Annotated in this window: 17 protein-coding genes; 4 read left to right on the top strand and 13 right to left on the bottom strand. The window is 35.9% G+C overall.

Annotated features, from left to right (window positions below; translation table 11 throughout):
• Positions 1-51: 51 nt before the first annotated feature.
• The 9 genes from C9E89_RS14835 to argC all read right to left on the bottom strand — a co-directional run bounded on the left by C9E89_RS14835 (position 52) and on the right by argC (position 10,697).
• Positions 52-627, bottom strand: a complete 576-nt coding sequence (locus tag C9E89_RS14835) for a tetratricopeptide repeat protein (protein ID WP_107009117.1) — start codon at positions 625-627, stop codon at positions 52-54.
• Between the two features lie 185 nt (positions 628-812).
• The gene (gene pepN / locus C9E89_RS14840) at positions 813-3,422 is read right to left on the bottom strand and encodes an aminopeptidase N (RefSeq protein WP_107009118.1); all 2,610 of its coding nucleotides are present in this window, start codon (positions 3,420-3,422) and stop codon (positions 813-815) included.
• Positions 3,423-3,948: 526 nt separating this feature from the next.
• Positions 3,949-4,698 (bottom strand): YebC/PmpR family DNA-binding transcriptional regulator, encoded by a 750-nt coding sequence (locus C9E89_RS14845; RefSeq protein WP_107009119.1) that lies wholly within the window; start codon positions 4,696-4,698, stop codon positions 3,949-3,951.
• Positions 4,699-4,929: 231 nt separating this feature from the next.
• On the bottom strand, positions 4,930-5,487 hold the full coding sequence (locus C9E89_RS14850; protein ID WP_171405143.1) for a 1-acyl-sn-glycerol-3-phosphate acyltransferase: 558 nt from the start codon (positions 5,485-5,487) through the stop codon (positions 4,930-4,932).
• Positions 5,488-5,661: 174 nt separating this feature from the next.
• Positions 5,662-6,015 carry a YnfA family protein gene (locus C9E89_RS14855; RefSeq protein ID WP_107009121.1) on the bottom strand — a complete coding sequence of 118 codons (354 nt, stop codon included), beginning with the start codon at positions 6,013-6,015 and terminating at the stop codon, positions 5,662-5,664.
• Positions 6,016-6,091: 76 nt separating this feature from the next.
• Positions 6,092-8,368, bottom strand: coding sequence for an ATP-dependent Clp protease ATP-binding subunit ClpA (gene clpA / locus C9E89_RS14860; protein WP_107009122.1), 2,277 nt, complete (start codon positions 8,366-8,368; stop codon positions 6,092-6,094).
• Positions 8,369-8,377: 9 nt separating this feature from the next.
• Positions 8,378-8,794 (bottom strand): ATP-dependent Clp protease adapter ClpS, encoded by a 417-nt coding sequence (clpS, locus tag C9E89_RS14865; RefSeq protein WP_107009123.1) that lies wholly within the window; start codon positions 8,792-8,794, stop codon positions 8,378-8,380.
• Positions 8,795-8,812: 18 nt separating this feature from the next.
• A complete protein-coding gene (locus tag C9E89_RS14870) occupies positions 8,813-9,562 on the bottom strand; it encodes a DUF6776 family protein (RefSeq protein WP_107009147.1) in 750 nt (249 codons plus the stop codon).
• A gap of 79 nt (positions 9,563-9,641) precedes the next feature.
• Complete coding sequence (gene argC, locus C9E89_RS14875) at positions 9,642-10,697, bottom strand: N-acetyl-gamma-glutamyl-phosphate reductase (RefSeq protein ID WP_171405144.1); 1,056 nt, start codon at positions 10,695-10,697, stop codon at positions 9,642-9,644.
• A gap of 422 nt (positions 10,698-11,119) precedes the next feature.
• Between argC and metK the strand changes: the two genes are divergently transcribed.
• Entirely contained in the window at positions 11,120-12,286 is a 1,167-nt protein-coding gene (gene metK / locus C9E89_RS14880) for a methionine adenosyltransferase (RefSeq protein ID WP_107009125.1), read from the top strand.
• 110 nt (positions 12,287-12,396) lie between these two features.
• Here metK and C9E89_RS14885 read toward each other — a convergent pair whose 3' ends face one another.
• Positions 12,397-12,648, bottom strand: coding sequence for a hypothetical protein (locus C9E89_RS14885; protein ID WP_107009126.1), 252 nt, complete (start codon positions 12,646-12,648; stop codon positions 12,397-12,399).
• Between the two features lie 292 nt (positions 12,649-12,940).
• Here C9E89_RS14885 and C9E89_RS14890 point away from each other — a divergent pair, with 292 nt between their 5' ends.
• Complete coding sequence (locus C9E89_RS14890) at positions 12,941-13,156, top strand: hypothetical protein (RefSeq protein WP_107009127.1); 216 nt, start codon at positions 12,941-12,943, stop codon at positions 13,154-13,156.
• Here the strand turns inward: C9E89_RS14890 and C9E89_RS14895 are convergent.
• Both C9E89_RS14895 and C9E89_RS14900 read right to left on the bottom strand, forming a co-directional pair.
• Positions 13,110-13,739 carry a LysE family transporter gene (locus tag C9E89_RS14895; protein ID WP_107009128.1) on the bottom strand — a complete coding sequence of 210 codons (630 nt, stop codon included), beginning with the start codon at positions 13,737-13,739 and terminating at the stop codon, positions 13,110-13,112. The two genes, C9E89_RS14890 and C9E89_RS14895, sit on opposite strands and share 47 nt — an antisense overlap.
• Before the next feature lie 128 nt (positions 13,740-13,867).
• Positions 13,868-14,428, bottom strand: coding sequence for an FxsA family protein (locus tag C9E89_RS14900; protein ID WP_107009129.1), 561 nt, complete (start codon positions 14,426-14,428; stop codon positions 13,868-13,870).
• 342 nt (positions 14,429-14,770) lie between these two features.
• On the opposite strand from C9E89_RS14900, the gene C9E89_RS14905 reads away from it, so the two are divergent.
• Positions 14,771-15,355 (top strand): YceI family protein, encoded by a 585-nt coding sequence (locus C9E89_RS14905; protein ID WP_107009130.1) that lies wholly within the window; start codon positions 14,771-14,773, stop codon positions 15,353-15,355.
• Positions 15,356-15,411: 56 nt separating this feature from the next.
• On the opposite strand, the gene cysK is transcribed toward C9E89_RS14905, so the two are convergent.
• The gene (gene cysK, locus C9E89_RS14910; RefSeq protein WP_107009131.1) at positions 15,412-16,410 is read right to left on the bottom strand and encodes a cysteine synthase A; all 999 of its coding nucleotides are present in this window, start codon (positions 16,408-16,410) and stop codon (positions 15,412-15,414) included.
• Positions 16,411-16,720: 310 nt separating this feature from the next.
• Here cysK and plsB point away from each other — a divergent pair, with 310 nt between their 5' ends.
• Complete coding sequence (gene plsB, locus C9E89_RS14915) at positions 16,721-18,889, top strand: glycerol-3-phosphate 1-O-acyltransferase PlsB (protein ID WP_107009132.1); 2,169 nt, start codon at positions 16,721-16,723, stop codon at positions 18,887-18,889.
• Positions 18,890-19,147 lie beyond the last annotated feature (258 nt).

Consider the following 19,147-nt stretch of genomic DNA (forward strand, 5'->3'; position numbering starts at 1 on the left):
ATGTGATGAGGTGATGTTTCTAACTTCTACCTAAATACAGAAGTTAAGCGATTAAAAATTCAAAAGCTTTTTTTGTGAATCTGCATCACCTTTTTCGGCTGCTTTTTGATACCACTTTTTTGCTAACTCTAAATCTTTATGAACACCTAAACCTGATTCATACATCTGACCAATATTTCTCATTGCTTTAGGCAATTCCTGATGAGCTGCTTTTAAAAACCAATCAAAAGCTTGGCTGTAATCTTGAGCAACACCTAAACCATTTACATAGATTAGACCTACATTAAATTGTGATTCTGCATAACCTTGATTTGCAGCTTGCAGAAAATATTTGAGCGCTTGTTGATTATTTTGTTCGACACTATCGCCTTTAAAATACATAAATCCGAGTGAGTGCTGTGCAAGCATATTATCTTTCTCAGCAGATTTTTTAAATAATTCAAAAGCTTGTTTATAGTTTTTCTCCACACCCTCACCAAAATAATATTTTCTTCCCTGTTCAAATTGAGCTTGAGAGTTTGCAAGAGTTGGATGACTTAATGTGGGTAAATTTTGTTTATTCGCTAAAACCAATGATGGTAAAGATATTAAAATAAATAAAGAAACTTGAATAAAACTAGCTTTCATTTTTTAAAATACTCATCGATAAACTTAAAATGTATCTATGTGATATTTAGTTTTTAGCAGAATACATACCATAGAAAGCAATTAAATATTGTGAATTTATCAATCAAATCATATTTGCTATTTGCCCTATAAAAAACAAGGCAAATAGCTTGCTAAATTATTATATATCAAATACTTAATTGAAATTAAATACTTAACATACTATTTAGGGTTTCACTGACATTTTTCGATTTCACTTGAGATTTCAATGCTTCAAGCTCAGCTTTCACTTGACTGCGCTGTGGCTCTGCCAAAGTGTACCAACGTGACAAGACTTGCAATAAGCGAGAACCCACAATCGGATTTTTCTCATCCAGATATTTTGCCAGATCAATAAAATGCTGAACCCCAAAACTCCATGTATTGACAGGATTGGCATTTAGACCACCTGATACAGAACGGATTCGGTTCGGCACAGCCAAATCATAATCGGCATGAGAGGTTAAATAAGCAATGCTTTCTGCGGTTGCTTTTGGATGTGCTGCCTGAATCATAAACCATTGATCCAATGACAAAGCTTCGTCTTTAAAGCGGGTATAGAAGTCTTGTAAAACTTCCTGTGCCTGAGGTGAATCATTCCAGACCAAGACTTTTAAAGCACCTAAACGCTCAGACATATTGCCTGTATTTTGGTACTGTTCGTATGCCAAATCAAAGACTTCGCTATCCCCCTGACGTGCAAGCAGACTCAGCATGATATTTTTCAGCGCACGCACACCCATAGCCTGAGAAAACTCTTTTTGTGCAATTGGGTCAAGGCTTAAATAAGTTTCTTTAACAAAACCGCCCAATTCACGTGCCAAAGTATTCAGCAAAGCTTCACGTGCTTCATTGAGCACTATAGGATTATAATCTTGATCAATACGGCTACCTAAATAGCCCTCAGTCGGTACATCAAATAAACGCGAAGCCAAGAGTGGATCTTTGGCAATGACGAAAGGTAAGGTTTTCTGAATTGCATCCAGATAAGTTTGTGCATTATGACCATTCAACAAAATGCGTTCAAGCAAAGTCTGAGCCGCTTGCCATTGGTTAAAGCCGTTGGTTTCATACTGCAATAAGAATGCAAGTTGTTCATCTGAATAGTTAAATTCAAGATTTACAGGTGCAGAGAAACTACGCAATAACGACACCACAGGTGCAGCTTTTAAACCTGTAAATTCAATGCTTGCTTCATTTTGATCAAATAAATACACACCATCTTTCACGCCATTTTCAAACAAAGCTTCAGCATTCAATACCAGTTGCTCACCAGTTTCAGCGTCAAATAAAGCCAATGCTACAGGAATCGGAACAGCTTTCAGGTTTGGATATTTTGCATGTGCTTTTAAGCTTTGTTTTAGGCTTAAACGATAGCTCTGATTGGCAGCATCATATTCACCTTGCGCTTGCAGTTTTGGTGTACCCGGTTGGTTATACCAAATGAGAAATGCTGATAAATCTACGCCTGAACCTGCGCTTAATGCCGCAACCCAATCTTCAACCGTCACCGCTTGACCATCATGACGTTTGAAATATTCATCTGTTCCTTGGCGGAATTTTTCTTTACCGAGTAATGTTGCCATCATACGGTTAATTTCAGCACCTTTTTCATAAACAGTGGCAGTATAGAAATTATTAATTTCCACAAAATGATCAGGACGTGGCGGATGTGAAAGTGGTCCTGAATCTTCAGGGAATTGATGGGATTTTAAAACAGCAACATCATCAATACGTTGTACCGCAGCCGATTGTAAATCTTCTGAGAATGATTGATCACGGAAAACTGTTAAGCCTTCTTTTAGACACAATTGGAACCAATCACGACAAGTAATGCGGTTACCTGTCCAGTTATGGAAATATTCATGGGCAATGACGGATTGCACACGCATAATTGCTGCATCAGTGGTATATTCTTCATCTGCAAGTACACATGAAGTATTAAAGATATTTAAACCTTTATTTTCCATTGCACCCATATTAAATGCACTCGTTGCCACGATCATATAATTGTCTAAATCATATGGACGACCGTAGTGTTCTTCATCCCAACGCATCGAATGTTTTAAGGCTTCCATCGCAATATGACATTTTGGAATATCTTTGGCTTCAGCATAAATTTCCAAAGCGACATCACTACCTTCAGAAGTGGTATAGCGATCTTTCAGTACTGCCAAATCGCCAATCACACATGCAAATAAATAACTTGGCTTTTTGGTTGGATCTTGCCAAACGGTATAATGACGACCTTCACCTGCTTCACCTGCCTCAATCAAATTACCATTGGCTAAGAGTACAGGAAATTTTTTGTCCGCTTCAACACGTGTGGTAAAGACTGAAAGTACATCGGGGCGATCAGGATAGAAGGTAATTTTACGGAAACCTTCAGGTTCATTTTGCGTTACATACAGATTATCCGCAGCTTGATAAAGCCCTTCTAACTGAGTATTTGACTCAGGATGAATCAATACTTCGATATTCAGTTCGACTAAATCAGGCGTATTGGCAATGACCAATTGTTCAGCATCAAGTTGATATTGCTCATTGGTCAGCGTTTTGCCATTCAGCGTAATGGATTGAAGCTCAAGATCACGACCCAATAACACCAAATCACCAGCAGCTTGACGCTGCATCACGAGTTTACTTTTAACAAGGGAATGATCATCATAGACTTGAATATCTAGATGTATAGAATCAACAAGATAAGAAGGTTTTTGATAATCTTTTAAATAAACAGTTTGATCTGCTTCAATCACGGGGTTTGCGGCGATATTCATATGATGTCCTAATTCTGTTGTATTACTCAGATTTATATGTGTAAAGTCATTTGATCATAGGTCAAATTGCACAATTTGTCTGTGTATTGCTTTGTCTTTTTATATGGGTCTTTGTGATCTTATTTTCAATCTATTCAATGTGAAATAAGATTGATATGACGTATATTTAGTCAAAATAAATTGAGAAAAACAATTTGATGCGGCATGGGAATTTCAGGAAATTCTACATGATAATAACTATCTCTCTATAAGCTTTATACAAAATCAAAAAATCACCATAAAATGCAATACTTATGATAATACCTATTTTATAGGGGATGTTTATGAAATTATTTTTGTCCCTTAAAAAATACTTAGGCTATTTTTAGTTTTATAAGCAGCATATCAAATCTGAAATTATATTTTGATATCAATATCGTCACACATTTAAATTTTTATCAATAAAAAACGCCCAATGTCATCACATTCGGCGTTTTTAAAATACGATTTTAAACTCAATCAAAACCCTATTTTTATCAATCCAACATTAAGCATCTAATTCAGCTAAAACTGCATCAGAGAATTCAACGTTGGTATACACGTTTTGAATATCGTCTAAATCTTCAAGCATATCAATCATTTTCATGATTTTTTTCGCTTGATCAATATCTGTGATTTCAGCTTTAGTTGATGGGCTCATCACTACTTCTGCATTGTCAGATTTTAAACCTGCCGCAGTTAAAGCATCTTGCACATCACCAAATGCTTCAGGTGTTGTGATGACTAAGATTTCATCTTCATCAATTTCAATATCTTCAGCACCAGCTTCAAGCGCAATTTCCATCACTTGATCTTCTAAAGAAACATCTTCAAAAGTAATTTCGCCACGTTTTGTGAACAAGAATGCAACTGAACCATTTGTGCCCAAGTTACCATCTGTTTTAGAAAAACAGTGACGAACATCAGGAACAGTACGGTTTAGGTTATCAGTCATTGTTTCAACAATAACAGCAACACCGCCTACACCATAACCTTCATAGGTAATTTCTTTTAAATCGTCGTTATCTTCACCACCCGCACCACGTTGGATTGCACGGTTAATGACATCACGTGTCATATTGACTGAAAGTGCTTTTTCTACGACTGCACGTAGACGTGGGTTACTTGCTGCATCTGCACCGCCAAGTTTAGCAGCCGTTACAATTTCACGAATATATTTGGTAAAAACTTTACCGCGACTCGCATCTTGTTTTGCTTTACGATGCTTAATATTGGCCCACTTGGAATGACCCGCCATGCGAAATATGCTCCTTATAGATTGGCTTGATGCCAAATCAAATTGTTGGTAATTCTACCATAAGCGCTTTTTTATGAGAAAGCCTTTGATTTTTGATTTTACATACAAAAGTATGAATGCCTAAATTTTGTTAAGTTTAACTTGTATATTGCATTACATTTAACACAATCTCATTGTCTTATAAAATTAAAACCAACGTTGAACTATAAAAATAAAAAATTATTCATGACCTTAAGATTTCGGCGTTGGAATTTCGATATCTAAATCAGCATGCTGTTTATACATTTCTTTCAGTAAAGCCAAATCATGATCTAAATCAGTTGGATAAATTTTTCCAAAAATGCCACCTTGTTTATTTTTATTATTGATATACATCAATACAATCGGAACATTGGCAGCTTTTGCAATATGCCAAAAACCTGTACGAATCGGTTTACGTGTTTCACCATCTTTTGCACGTGTTGCTTCAGGTGCAATGACCAAGTTAAATTCTTCATTTTCTTGAAAATGTTTGACCATTTGTGCAACGATATCTTGGTTGGCTTTACGGTCAACAGCAATACCACCCAATGCTTCTAAGACAGGTTTAAATGGACCTTTAAATAGCTCTTTTTTAATCAACGTATGAATTTTTATATGATAAATCTGAAAAAGTGCCAATGATAAAACAGCATCCATCATTGAAGTATGTTCAAAACCAATAATCACTTGTTTTTTTTCTAATACATTGGGTTCAACATGATACTTTACACCAGCAAGTTTGAAGGTGAGTTCACCTAATTTTTTCATATAAATCTAACCGATGACTAAAAAATAGAAGTCAAGATTTTGAAAGTATTTTTAAAAAATTACAATGATATATTGCATACGAATAAGATGATATTTGTAGTGATGTGCAAATTTAATACAACCATCAACAACATTAGACTAAAAATACCCTCTTATTTCTCTTTATACTCAAATTTATCGGACTAAACCATTTGGCTGTAAAATAATTAATGCAGCGCCACATAAAACGACTGCTCCACCCATTAGATCCCAACGCGTTAAACTCATTTGGTCAACATATCTGAGCCAAATCAGTGCAGTAAAAACATAAATTCCGCCATAAGCTGCATAAATTCGACCCGATGCAGCAGGATGTAAAGTTAATAACCATACAAATACTGCTAAACTCAATGCCGTAGGAATCCATAACCAATGGCTTTTATTTTGATTTAAAATCAGATATGGAAAATAACATCCCAAGATTTCAGCAATCGCAGTCACTACAAATAAAAAAAATGTCATGATGACTTTAGAAAACTGCACATCCATAAGTTCAACCCTAAAATAAAAAATGCTAAAAATAAAAAACCCGTGTTTATGACACGGGTTTTTATTTCAAATAAAATTAGGCAGGTTCAGCAGTTTCATCTTCAAAAACTTCAAGTTTTAAACCAACTGCCTTACCATCTTCTTTTTTCGCAGAAACAGCAACATTACCACCATGATCTGCAAGCTCACCAAAAAGAATCATTTCCGCAAGCGGTTTTTTCAAATGTTCTTGAATTAGGCGTTGCATTGGACGTGCACCCATTTGACGATCATAGCCATTTTCAGCCATCCAATCACGAGCGGATTGATCTACATCAAGTACAACTTTCTTCTCATCAAGCTGTGCTTGTAATTCTGTTAAGAACTTATCAACAACAGAACCAATCACTGTGGTTGGAAGTGCTTTAAACTGAATGACGCCATCCAAACGATTACGGAATTCTGGAGCAAAAGCACGTTTCATTGCTTCTTGGTTGTCGTTACTATTGTCTTGCTCAGTAAAACCAATACTGGTACGTGAAATACTTTCTGCACCAATATTTGTCGTTAATACAATAATCACATTACGGAAGTCTGACTTACGCCCATTATTATCAGTTAATGCACCATGATCCATCACTTGAAGTAATAAATTAAAGACATCTGGATGTGCTTTTTCAATTTCATCAAGCAATAAAACACAGTGTGGGTTTTTATGAATCGCATCAGTGAGTAAACCACCTTGATCATAGCCTACATAACCTGGAGGCGCACCAATCAAACGTGAAACTGCATGACGCTCCATATATTCAGACATATCAAAACGTACAAACTCAACTCCTAACAATTTTGCTAATTGTTTGGTGACTTCTGTTTTACCTACACCTGTTGGACCTGCAAATACAAAACTACCCACTGGTTTATCTGGAGATTTTAACCCTGCACGAGAGAGCTTAATCGCTGATGAAAGTGCAATAATTGCTTCATCTTGTCCAAAGACCACACGTTTTAAATCACGCTCTAAATGTTCAAGTACAGACTTATCATCTTTAGAAACAGTTTTTGGTGGAATACGTGCAATTTTTGAAACAATATCTTCAATATTTTCAACAGTAATGAGCGTACCATCTTTTTCAGCTTTTAAACGACGCTGCGCACCTGCTTCATCAATCACATCAATGGCTTTGTCAGGTAAGAAACGATCATTAATAAACTTAGCAGATAACTCAGCCGCTGAAACTAAAGAAGCATCATCATATTCAACATGATGAAATTCTTCAAATTTAGATTTTAAACCACGCAAAATATCAATGGTTTCTGAAATAGATGGCTCATTCACATCGATTTTTTGGAAACGGCGTGATAAAGCATGATCTTTTTCAAATACTTGACGATATTCTTGGAACGTTGTTGAACCAATGCAACGTAAAGTACCATTTGCCAAAGCAGGTTTAATCAAATTCGAGGCATCCATTGTGCTGCCCATACTCGAACCTGCACCAATGATCATGTGGATTTCATCAATAAATAAAATCGCTTCTGGCTTTTTCTTTAAAGCATTTAAAAGTTGTTTTAAACGTTTCTCAAAGTCACCGCGATACTTCGTTCCTGCAACTAAAGCACCAATATCTAAGCTAAACACTTCTGCATTTGCAAGCGGCTTCGGCGCTTTACCATTCACAATGAGCCAAGCCAAACCTTCAGCAATAGAAGTTTTACCAACGCCTGGATCACCCACTAACAATGGATTATTTTTACGACGACGACAAAGAATTTGTGCTGTACGCTCAATTTCTTTTTCACGACCAATCAATGGATCTGTTTTGCCTTTTTGTGCTTCGACATTCAAATTCAATGTATAAAGCTCTAATGGTCCAGCATTTGCAGAGGCATGTGATTCGCCTTCTAAATCATCAGATTCTTCTTCAACTTGAATTTCTTCTTTACGTCCACCATGCGATAGATATTGAGTTAAAGTCAAACGATTAATTTGATGACGTTTGAGCAAGTAAACTGCAAAAGAATCACGTTCTGAATACATTGCAACGAGAACATCCGCACCCTCAACCGTACGATCTCCACCACTTGATTGCACATGGAATATCGCACGTTGCAAAATACGATCAAAGCTCTCTGTTGGATGTGGTGCTTGATCGCTATTTTCACCAAGTTTTGGCGTATGTTGTTCTACATATTCTTCTAATTCTTTACGTAGACTGACAATTTCTGCTCCACATGCCTTTAAAGCATTAACAGCAGAGTCATTATCTAATAAAGCCAATAGCAAATGTTCAACCGTAAGAAACTCATGTCTCTTTTGACGAGCCATGCTAACAGCCAAACGTAAAGAAACTTCCAATTGACGACTGAGCATGTAACCCCCTTATTCTTTTGGCTCAATCTGGCAAAGTAACGGATGACCTTGAGACCGAGCGTAATTATTTACTTGGTTAGCTTTTGTTTCCGCAATGTCTCGCGGATAGACGCCAGCTTCACCTTTTCCTTCATAATGTACTGTTAACATTACTTGAGTGGCTTGGTCAAGATTCAATGCAAAGTATTGTTGTAAAATTTCGATTACAAAGTCCATTGGCGTGTAATCATCGTTCAATAAAACAACAGCATACATTGGAGGACGCTTCAACTGAGGAGGTGCTGTTTGTACAGCAGTATCCCCTTCATGGTCTTCATTTTGCTGGGATTCGCTTAAACGTGGATTAAAATGCCAGTCAACATATCCAGTCTGATCAAAAGAAGATTTCATCGCATTTAAACTAATTTGACGTTTAAGGGTTCGCATATATTTTAAATTCATAAGTTATTGAGCATTTGCCTCAGCTTGTGGAACTTCAGAAGCAAATGCTGCTGAACTTTCTACTGCCTTGCCTCTAGACCAACTAAAACGTTTAACAACAGGTGTTGCACCATTGAGACGTATTTCAATGTACTGTGGACTAAAACCTTTTGGCATTGTCCAACGTCCTGTCAAACGTTCAAAATCTTCAAAGTTATAACTGCCATCTTCCATAGGCACAGTTAGAACTTCTGTACCACTAATTAAACGAATTTCAGCCGATCCTGTTGCACGACGATTATTTGGACTGACTTGAACTAAATCAATTTGATATTCATACGCATTTTCAGGTAAAGCTTTTACTGCCAAATTTTGTACAGTTAAACTTAGTCCACCTCGCTGTTTTAATACATCTCGGTAGACAGCATTTTTACCATCGACTTGTTCTTTATCCGACTTCGCTTGATTTAACGCATCAAAAAGATCTTTGGTATTGCCTACTGCAACATCTCGCTCTTGTACCGCAGCATTTAGGCTTTTATTTAAAGTTGTTAAAGTCGCTTTTTGCTTCTCAACAACTTCAACAAGTTGTTCGGCATCTGCATCGTACCCGACCACTGTTAAACCCTGACGATGTCCAACGGTGTAGCCCAAAAGCATACTACCTGCACATAAAACGACACCACCTGCCAGAAGTGGCAAGTTGCCATTCATTAATGTTTTTTTAGACTTTGGGCTCGGCTGTGACGCGGTATTTGTTTGTGTATTTGGCATCGTCATCTCTGATCAGTAGTTGCATCAAACCACACATTTAACCGCAAAGTTAAATGTGTGTGAAGTTGAAAAGCGTTTTTTATGGTAATAATCCGATGCCTTGTAGACCTGCATCTTCATCAAAACCAAACATTAAGTTCATATTTTGTACAGCTTGTCCTGCCGCACCTTTTACTAAGTTATCTTGTACAGACAAAATAACCAGTTTTTTCGGTTGTGGCTTATACAAAGCAATACGCAACTGATTTGCACCACGTACTGAGCGTGTTTCAGGTGAACTATTTGCAGGCATTACATCAACAAATTGTTCATGCGCATAGAATGTTTCATATAAACTTTGTAAATCTAAAGCATCGCCCGCATCTGTTAAATCGACATAAATCGTGCTTAACATACCACGAATCATTGGCACTAAATGCGGCACAAATACGATATGATCAAATACACCTTTTTGACCTGAAATATTTTCGAGTGCTTCTACAATTTCAGGATGGTGACGGTGACCTGCAACGCCATAAGCCTTAAAGTTATCTGCATTTTCAGAATAAATCATGCCTAAGCTTGCTTTACGACCTGCACCAGAAACCCCAGATTTTGCATCAATAATAATACTTTCAGGTTTAATTAAAATGTCTTGCTGTTTAAATAAAGGCGCAAGTCCTAGCTGTACTGTGGTTGGATAACAGCCAGGATTACCTACAACTTGTGCTTGTTTAATCTTGTCACGATTGAGTTCAGACAATCCATAGACTGAGTCTTTTAAAATATCTGGGCAAGCATGTTCTAAAGCATACCATTTTTCAAATTGAACTAAATCTTGCAAACGAAAATCAGCAGCTAAATCAATTACTTTAGTATTAGCAGCCACCAGTTCAGCTGCATGTTTCATAGCAACACCATGTGGCGTTGCAAAAAAGACCACATCACATTTTTTTAATTCGTCAATATTCAAGTCTGAATATTTTAGGTCAGTATGCCCACGTAGACTTGGAAACATATCATCTACACGGCGACCATCTTCAGTACGCGAAGTCAGTACATTTACCTGTGCATTTGGGTGTCGTAGTAAAAGACGCAACAATTCAACGCCCGTATAACCTGTGCCCCCGACAATACCAACTGAAATCACGTTTATTACCTCAATTTTAAAGTATCCATTTTATCACCCTGTAGTATGACAGGAAGTTTTCCTTTTCTAAACTATTTCACTCGGTTTTCTTTTTATTTCGTGACATTCTCAAAGCCTTTGTCTGAAAATACCTCAATCACACCTTTTTCAAAGCTCACAATGTTCATTTATACATAAAATTTTAATCACACCCACTTCATCTATAAATATATACATGATATATATTAATAATTTTAATCATTCAGCTATTTAATAAGCAAAAAAAATGACATGCTTAACGACTTTAGCATATTGAAATTGAATGTTTTTATAGGGTTAAATGAATTATTTTATATATCTAATTCATTTTTTTCATGATAATAGCCTAGTGATTATGGGCAACAAGATGTAACATAACGCATCTAAAAAATAATAGCCGTAGGATTTTCATGCGCGAATACAGTGTTTTTACTTCTGAATCAGTAAGCGAAGGCCATCCAGACAAAATGGCGGACCAAATTAGCGATGCTATTTTGGATGCCATCTTAAAAGAAGACCCATATGCACGCGTTGCCTGTGAAACGTTAGTAAAAACAGGTGCTGTCGTTCTTGCGGGTGAAATTACCACAACTGCCAATATTGATTTTGAAGCAGTTGTACGCCATACCGTAAAAGGTATTGGTTATCATCATACTGACTTAGGTTTTGATGGTTCAACGTGCGCAGTGATCAACATGATTGGTAAACAATCACCTGAAATTGCACAAGGTGTAGACCGTCAAAAACCAGAAGATCAAGGCGCTGGTGACCAAGGTTTAATGTTTGGTTATGCAAGCCGTGAAACTGATGTACTTATGCCTGCACCTATTTCATATGCACATCGCTTAATGGAAAAACAAGCAGAATTACGTCGTAATGGTACATTACCATGGTTACGTCCTGATGCTAAAAGCCAAGTAACTTTTGCATATGAAAATGGTAAACCTGTACGTTTAGATGCAGTTGTACTTTCAACTCAACACGATCCTGACATTTCACAAGCGAACTTAAAAGAAGCTGTGATTGAAGAAATCGTGAAAAAAATTATTCCTGCGGATATGTTCCATGCAGAGACTAAATTCCATATTAACCCAACAGGCTTATTTGTCATTGGTGGTCCTGTAGGTGACTGTGGTTTAACAGGTCGTAAAATTATTGTAGATACCTACGGTGGTATGGCGCGTCATGGTGGTGGTGCTTTCTCTGGTAAAGACCCATCTAAAGTTGACCGTTCTGCTGCTTATGCAGGTCGTTATGTTGCAAAAAACATTGTTGCCGCTGGTCTCGCTGACAAATGTGAGATTCAAGTGTCATATGCGATTGGTGTAGCTGAGCCAACTTCGATCTCAATCAATACATTTAATACAGGCAAAGTATCAGATGAATTGATTATTCAATTAGTCCGTGAACATTTTGATTTACGTCCATACGGTATTACTCGTATGTTGAACTTAATTCAACCAATGTATAAGCAAACAGCAGCGTATGGTCATTTTGGTCGTGAAGGCTCTGATACTGCATTTACATGGGAAAAAACAGATAAAGTTGAAGCATTAAAAGCATCTGCAAACTTATAATTTTAGATCTTATTTGATCTAACAAAAAAAGCTCGCAAATGCGAGCTTTTTTATCCCCTATCCTAATTGGTTAATTCACCTTAAGAAACCCTAAGCCAAAACCAAAATATTTACTTAGATTCAGAGCGTAAATTTTCTTTATTTAATACCTCCACCAAACTCATCTGATGTGGTGCCTCTGAATGATTTTCCACATAAATATGCATAATTTTAACAGTTACAACAACAGCTAAACACGCAAGCACACATAAAATCCAAATACTATAAGGACTTCGAATATGCTGTGAACCACAGTGTAAACATTCTCTATCATTTGCAGTAACAGCCTTGTTACAACAAGCGCATTGGTATTGATATAGCATAGGTATCCTCCTACTACACGATTACATTTATTGTTTTTCTAAAACGTGAACATCTTAATATTTAAAAATGTCACTATGATTAAAGTAACCAAATTAAAATAATTTGTATAATATTTTTTATGTATAAATTAGCAAAAAATCTAGTTTATTTACAGTTTTTCTTAAATATCAAACAATTAAATTCATCTAAAAATTTATGATAATTTTAGCAAAATGACATTTAAGCCAATCAATCTTTTACTCTAAGGATGAGATTGATTAAAATATTCATTTATAAATTGAGGAAGACATGATGACAGCATTGATCAAAAAAGGTGGTTTACGTGAAAGAGCAAATCGTAGTCGTAAATATCAAGGCTCAGAAAATACAGAAACTCGACTTATTCCAAATAGTTACTCGGGATTAAAAAAAACGAGTCAAGTTTCTGACTTTAGCAATGAAAATAAACGTGAACATCACGTTAAAGAAGTTGAATTGCATCCAACCATAACCACAACGCAAAAATAAGAAATAGTGCACCTGAAACAATGTCAATATAACTGCCTGATTTTTGATAAATGGATTTTACTTTAGGCATTGACATAATAAGCATAAACAAACTGAAAACTAAAAAAGTTTGTATCGGAATAATCACTGCTAATTGTGATTTTAAATGACTATTTGCCGAAGAACTTAAAGCCAAAGAAAATACACTACTAAAATAAATCAAGGTTTTAGGATTAGATAAATTGGTCAACAATCCCATAATAAAATAGTTTTTAGGTTGTTCCGACATGACTCCTTGTAACGAAGTTTCTTGTTTTAAATGTAAGATTCCACCCTTCAACATGGCATAACCCATTTTTGCTAAGAAAAACCCACCAATGAACATTAAAACTTGTTGAATCCAAGGCCATTGTTCGATTAATACGGTAAAACCCAATAAAGTTAATACCACCCAAACAATAATCCCAACAGAAATACCCAGAACAATTTTTAAAGTATTTTGTCGTGTAGTCGAAGCTGAACTTTTAGCAACCAATAAAACATCTGGTCCAGGACTGAGTTGTGCAATAAAATGTAAAGAACAAATCGTCAATAGTAATGACATATTACTCTGCATTAAATACTTGAAAGATGTCATATTATACGCTGTGTTTTCGCTATTTTAATGTGCATTAAAGCTCACATATAAAAAAAGCTAGATCATCATCTAGCTTTTTTTGACATTTTTAAATTTTATTTTTTTACATCTTTGAAATCAATTTGCTTACGCTCAGGTTCAATTTCACGAGCTTCACCATCAATAATTGAAGAATCGTGATATTGTCCACCCTGTTGTTGATTTTGCATTTGACGCATTAAATCTGCGAAAGGATTCTGTGCTGAGTCTGCGCCCATATCGCCCATCATTCCACCCATCATTTTTTCCATCATGGCTTGTTGACGCTTCATCATGGTTTTCATCATCATGTTTTTAAAAGCTTTTTGCACAGGTGGAATCAGAATTAAGATAGCAAGCACATCTGTAATCAGACCAGGAATAATTAATAAAATTCCTGCTAAAATTTTAGGTAAATTGTTCGTTAATTGTGGGTCAGCACTCATCTGCCCCATTTGCATTTGCTGCATCTGCGGCATTAAACCTGCTGCATTGGCACGGACTAAGTTCAAACCAATGAAAAAGGCAGCAATAAACCAGAAGAATACATACCACATGCTTCCGACTAGATCACCGACACCAATCCATACAAATATTTCGAGGATTAAACCAACCAATACCACAAGTGCTAATTTCATGAAAATTAATCTATTCTCAACATAAATAAAAAGAGTGTATATCAGCTTCTTTATACACTTAAATGTCTATATGGGCATTTAAATATTTTTAAAGTGCATTTCATCAAAATTTTCTTGTTTTATTTTAGATAGAAGCTTATGACAACAGGAAAATCAATATAATACACTGATATTCAATATGCTACATGATTGCCAAAAATAACAATTTTCTCTTATTTTTAATCTTTTTTATAGGTAATACTTTGAATTGTTCTATTCATGCAACATATCGTTTTATCCATAATGCTGTATTAAAATGAAAATGACGTAGACTTAGCCCTATTCAAATGTGAGATAAAAAAGATGAACTTTAAAGCATTAACACTTGGTTTAGCAGTTGCTTCAATTGCAACATTCACTGTAGCAAAACCTGTTGCCTATCAGATTGATCCAACACATACAGCAACTGTATTTACATGGAATCACTTTGGTTTCTCTACACCATCAGCAAATTTTAGTGATATCCAAGGTACAATTAACGTTGACAATGCCAAACCAGCAAACTCTTCTGTTGATGTGACTATTCCTCTTGAAAGCCTAAACACGAACGTAAAAGCTTTGGATGAGCATTTGAAAAAAGCTGACTTTTTTGATGCTGAAAAATATCCAAACATCACATTCAAAAGTACTAAAGTACAGTCTTTAGGTAAAAACAAGTACAAAATCACAGGTAATTTGACTGTCAAAGATGTGACAAAACCTGTTGTTTTAGATGCTGTTTTAAATAAACAAGGTGAACACCCAATGACTAAAGCGCAGTCGATCGGCTTTAATGCAACGACTTCTTTTGATCGTTCTGCATTTGGTGTAGGTGGCTTTGTTCCGAATGTTGGCGATAAAATCACTGTAAATATTACAACTGAAGCTTCCGTTGCTGCTGCAAAATAATTTAAAGTGATTTAAAGAGAGCTTGCACACAACTTGGGTGCAAGCTCTTTTTATATTTAATCTGCAGAAATATCTTCAAAGAGTACAGAAGATAAATAACGTTCACCTGCATCAGGTAAAATGACAACAATCGTTTTTCCTGCATTTTCAGGACGTTCAGCCAATTTTGCTGCTGCTGCCAATGCCGCACCACTTGAGATTCCCACAAAAATGCCTTCTTGTGTTGCTGACTGACGCGCAAAATCAATGGCTTCTTGATTTTCAATGGCAATAACTTCATCGACTAAGTCTAAGTCTAAGTTTTTAGGAATAAAGTTTGCACCAATCCCCTGAATTTTATGTGGTCCAGGTGTAAGCGCTTCTCCACGTTTTGCTTGACCGATAATAGGCGAGTCCGCTGGTTCAACAGCAACAGAGTAAATCGGTTGATTTTTCACTTGCTCAAAATAACGTGAAATACCTGTAATGGTTCCACCAGTCCCCACACCTGCCACTAAAATATCAACTTTACCGCCCGTTGCTGCAAAAATTTCAGGTCCTGTGGTTTTTTCATGAATTTCAGGATTTGCAGGATTTTCAAATTGTTGTGGCAAATAATATTGTTCAGGATGTTCTGTAACTAAACGTACAGCTTCATCAATAGCACCTTTCATGCCTTTTGCAGGTTCAGTGAGGACTAAATTTGCACCTAATGCTTTCAGTACTTTACGGCGCTCGATACTCATACTTGCAGGCATCGTTAAGGTAATGTCATAACCTTTTGCGGCTGCAACAAAGGCTAATGCAATTCCTGTATTACCACTGGTTGGCTCTACAATATGCATACCTGCTTTGAGTAAACCTTTTTTTTCTGCATCTGCAATAAGTGCTGCACCAATTCGATCTTTGACTGAAAATGCAGGATTACGGCTTTCTACTTTTGCCAAAACAGTCGCAGCACCTGAAATCAAACGATTGATACGAACCAAAGGCGTATTTCCTACCGCATCTGCATTGTTACTATAAACGGCAATGCCTAAATTTTCTGTTTTTGGAAAGTTAGCATCAGTTGTCATAAAATTTCCTTAATTTTAAAATGATTGCATATTTAACTATCATATCGTCTTTTATTGTCACGTTGACATTCAACACAGAGATTTATTGATAAAAAATGTGTAAGGTTAAAGTGACGCAGACGAATCATGCGATTTGACCAGAAAAGTGTTTTTTCAATTGAAGATATTTTTGTGGTCTTAAAAATGCGTAATTTAGCTACATTTCGTTAAATTTTAGTTGAGTTTGTTGCAGGAATATCCAAATAGTCTTATACATTTTTCATAAATTTAGCCCATAATAGACCACATTAAAAATAGTATTGAGATACACATGGCAAACAATGCTTATCAAAAATTTTATCGTCAATTTACCAAGAAAGTTTTAGATAAAATTGTCAGCCCACAAGTTCTTGGTGATACTCAAGCACTTGAAAATACAATAAAAGAACAAAATGCAAAACAACTTCCAATTTGCTATGTCATTCAAGACAATTCTACTTCAAATAAAGTTCTGATTGATAATGAAACAGAGAAACGCGGTTTACATTCGGCTTTTTCTACACTAAGGCTCAAAGACCACCAAGAAGATGATTCTTTTTTAGTATTAGAAGCCTCTAAAACCAATGCATCTGCTTATTATCCAGATAAATTAATACGTTTAGTAGAGTATTTATTAAAGCACCCAGAGGAAGATATTTTATTTGTTCCTGTCACTATTTTATGGGGACGTGCGCCCGAAAATGAAGACAGTTGGTACAAAGCTTTAATGGCAGATGCTTGGACTAAACCGACAGGGATTAAGCAAGCGTTAAATATCACTTTATATGGTCGTGAAAATTATATTGAGTTTCATCAGGCGATTTCATTACGCGTATTAATCAATAGTGCTTTGGAAGTCGCACCGAACTTTGCACCAGCACACTATGTCGTTAAACAACTTAACCAGTCTTTTAATCAATATAAAGAAGCCATTTTAGGTCCTGATATTTCTGACCGTCGTAATGTGATTAATACTTTACTGATTTCAGATGTGATTAAAGAAGCTGTTTTAACTGAAAGTATTCATAAAAAAATAAGTGTGCAACACGCTGAAGATTTAGCGAAAAAGTATTTAGATGAGATTGTTTCTGATTTTTCTTATTCTACTTTGCGTTTTGCTGAAATTGCGCTCACTAAACTCTGGACTCAGCTTTACGATGGTATTCAAGTACATAATTTTGAAGTCGTTCGTGAGCTAGCTAAAGATTATGAAATTGTTTATACACCATGCCACCGTAGCCATATTGACTATTTACTCTTGTCCTATGTGATCTATAAACGTGGCTTGATGGTACCGCATATTGCCGCAGGAATTAATCTCAATATGCCTGTTGTGGGTCAGCTCATGCGTGGTGCTGGTGCTTATTTTATTCGTCGTAGCTTTAGTGGAAATGCGCTTTATACGGCTGTTTTTAAAGAATATGTGCATAGCCTACTCAGCCGTAATACTCCCTTAGAATATTTCGTTGAAGGTGGACGCTCTCGTACAGGTTTGTTACTTCCTGCTAAAAAAGGCATGTTGGCAATGACCATTCAGAGTCATTTGCGTGGCAACAGCAAACCAATCGCCTTTATTCCAACCTATTTTGGTTATGAAAAACTGATCGAAGGTTCTTCTTATATTAAAGAACTCGGTGGTCAGAAAAAACAAGCTGAATCTTTATTTGGTTTACTCAAATCTATTCAAAAAATTGAAAAAGTCTTTGGAATGGTGCATGTTAATTTTGGTGAGCCTGTTTTTCTCAAAGAAATTTTAGAGAAAAATCATGTGCCTGAGCATGTCAGCTCTGAAGAAGAACTTCCTGATCCTGTTAAATTAACAGTGAACGAAGTTGCCAATGATATTTTAAAAAATATTAATAAAGCCGCGGTCATTAACCCTGTAAACTTAATTGCGACTATTTTGTTAAATGCACCCACACATGCTTTGGCTGAACGTGATGTTTTATTACGACTAGAACAGTTTAGAAATTTACTTAAATATCATGTATATGATGAAAGAATACAAATTACAGCACTTTCAAACCATGAAATTATTCAGTATGCAATTAAACTTAAACAAGTTGAATTTATTGAACATGATAATGAACGTTGGCTTAAAGTATGTAACCAACAAGAGGCTTTGCTTAAATATTTTAGCAATAATATTCTGCATACCTTGATTTTACCTGCACTGATTGCTCATATTTTAACGGCACAAAGTGAGCCACAAATTAAAAAAATCAGTAAAGACGAATTGTTCAATGCTGCTTTACAACAATATCCAGAACTACAGAAAATGTACTTCTTAAAATGGCAAGCCGATGAAATCAGTGTAGAAATCAAGCATATTTTAGACTATTTTGTGACTGAAAAATTGATTCAAATTGATAATCAAACGATTTTAATTGATCAAGCGGATGATACTTTGCGCTTATTAAAAGCTTTTGCTCATTTGTACACGATGAACTCAACGCATTAATTTTAAGCGATTTTAAACTAATACCAATCAATAAAAGTTTTATAATGTATTTTTGGAATGATTTTCTCTGCTTCTAATTATAAATTAAGACGCGGAAACGTCATCCACAGTTGTTTGAGGCAGGACTCCTTCGTATAAATAAAGTTTCTGCGAAACATTAGATTTTTTGACGCTAGTGAACGAGTTCTGTGGATGACAATGGTTTTGCCTACTTTTGCCAAAACAAAAGTAGGTCGAGCCGAAGGCTATTCCCTAAAT

The sequence above is a fragment of the Acinetobacter sichuanensis genome (genome assembly GCF_003024515.2).
GTDB lineage: Bacteria > Pseudomonadota > Gammaproteobacteria > Pseudomonadales > Moraxellaceae > Acinetobacter > Acinetobacter sichuanensis.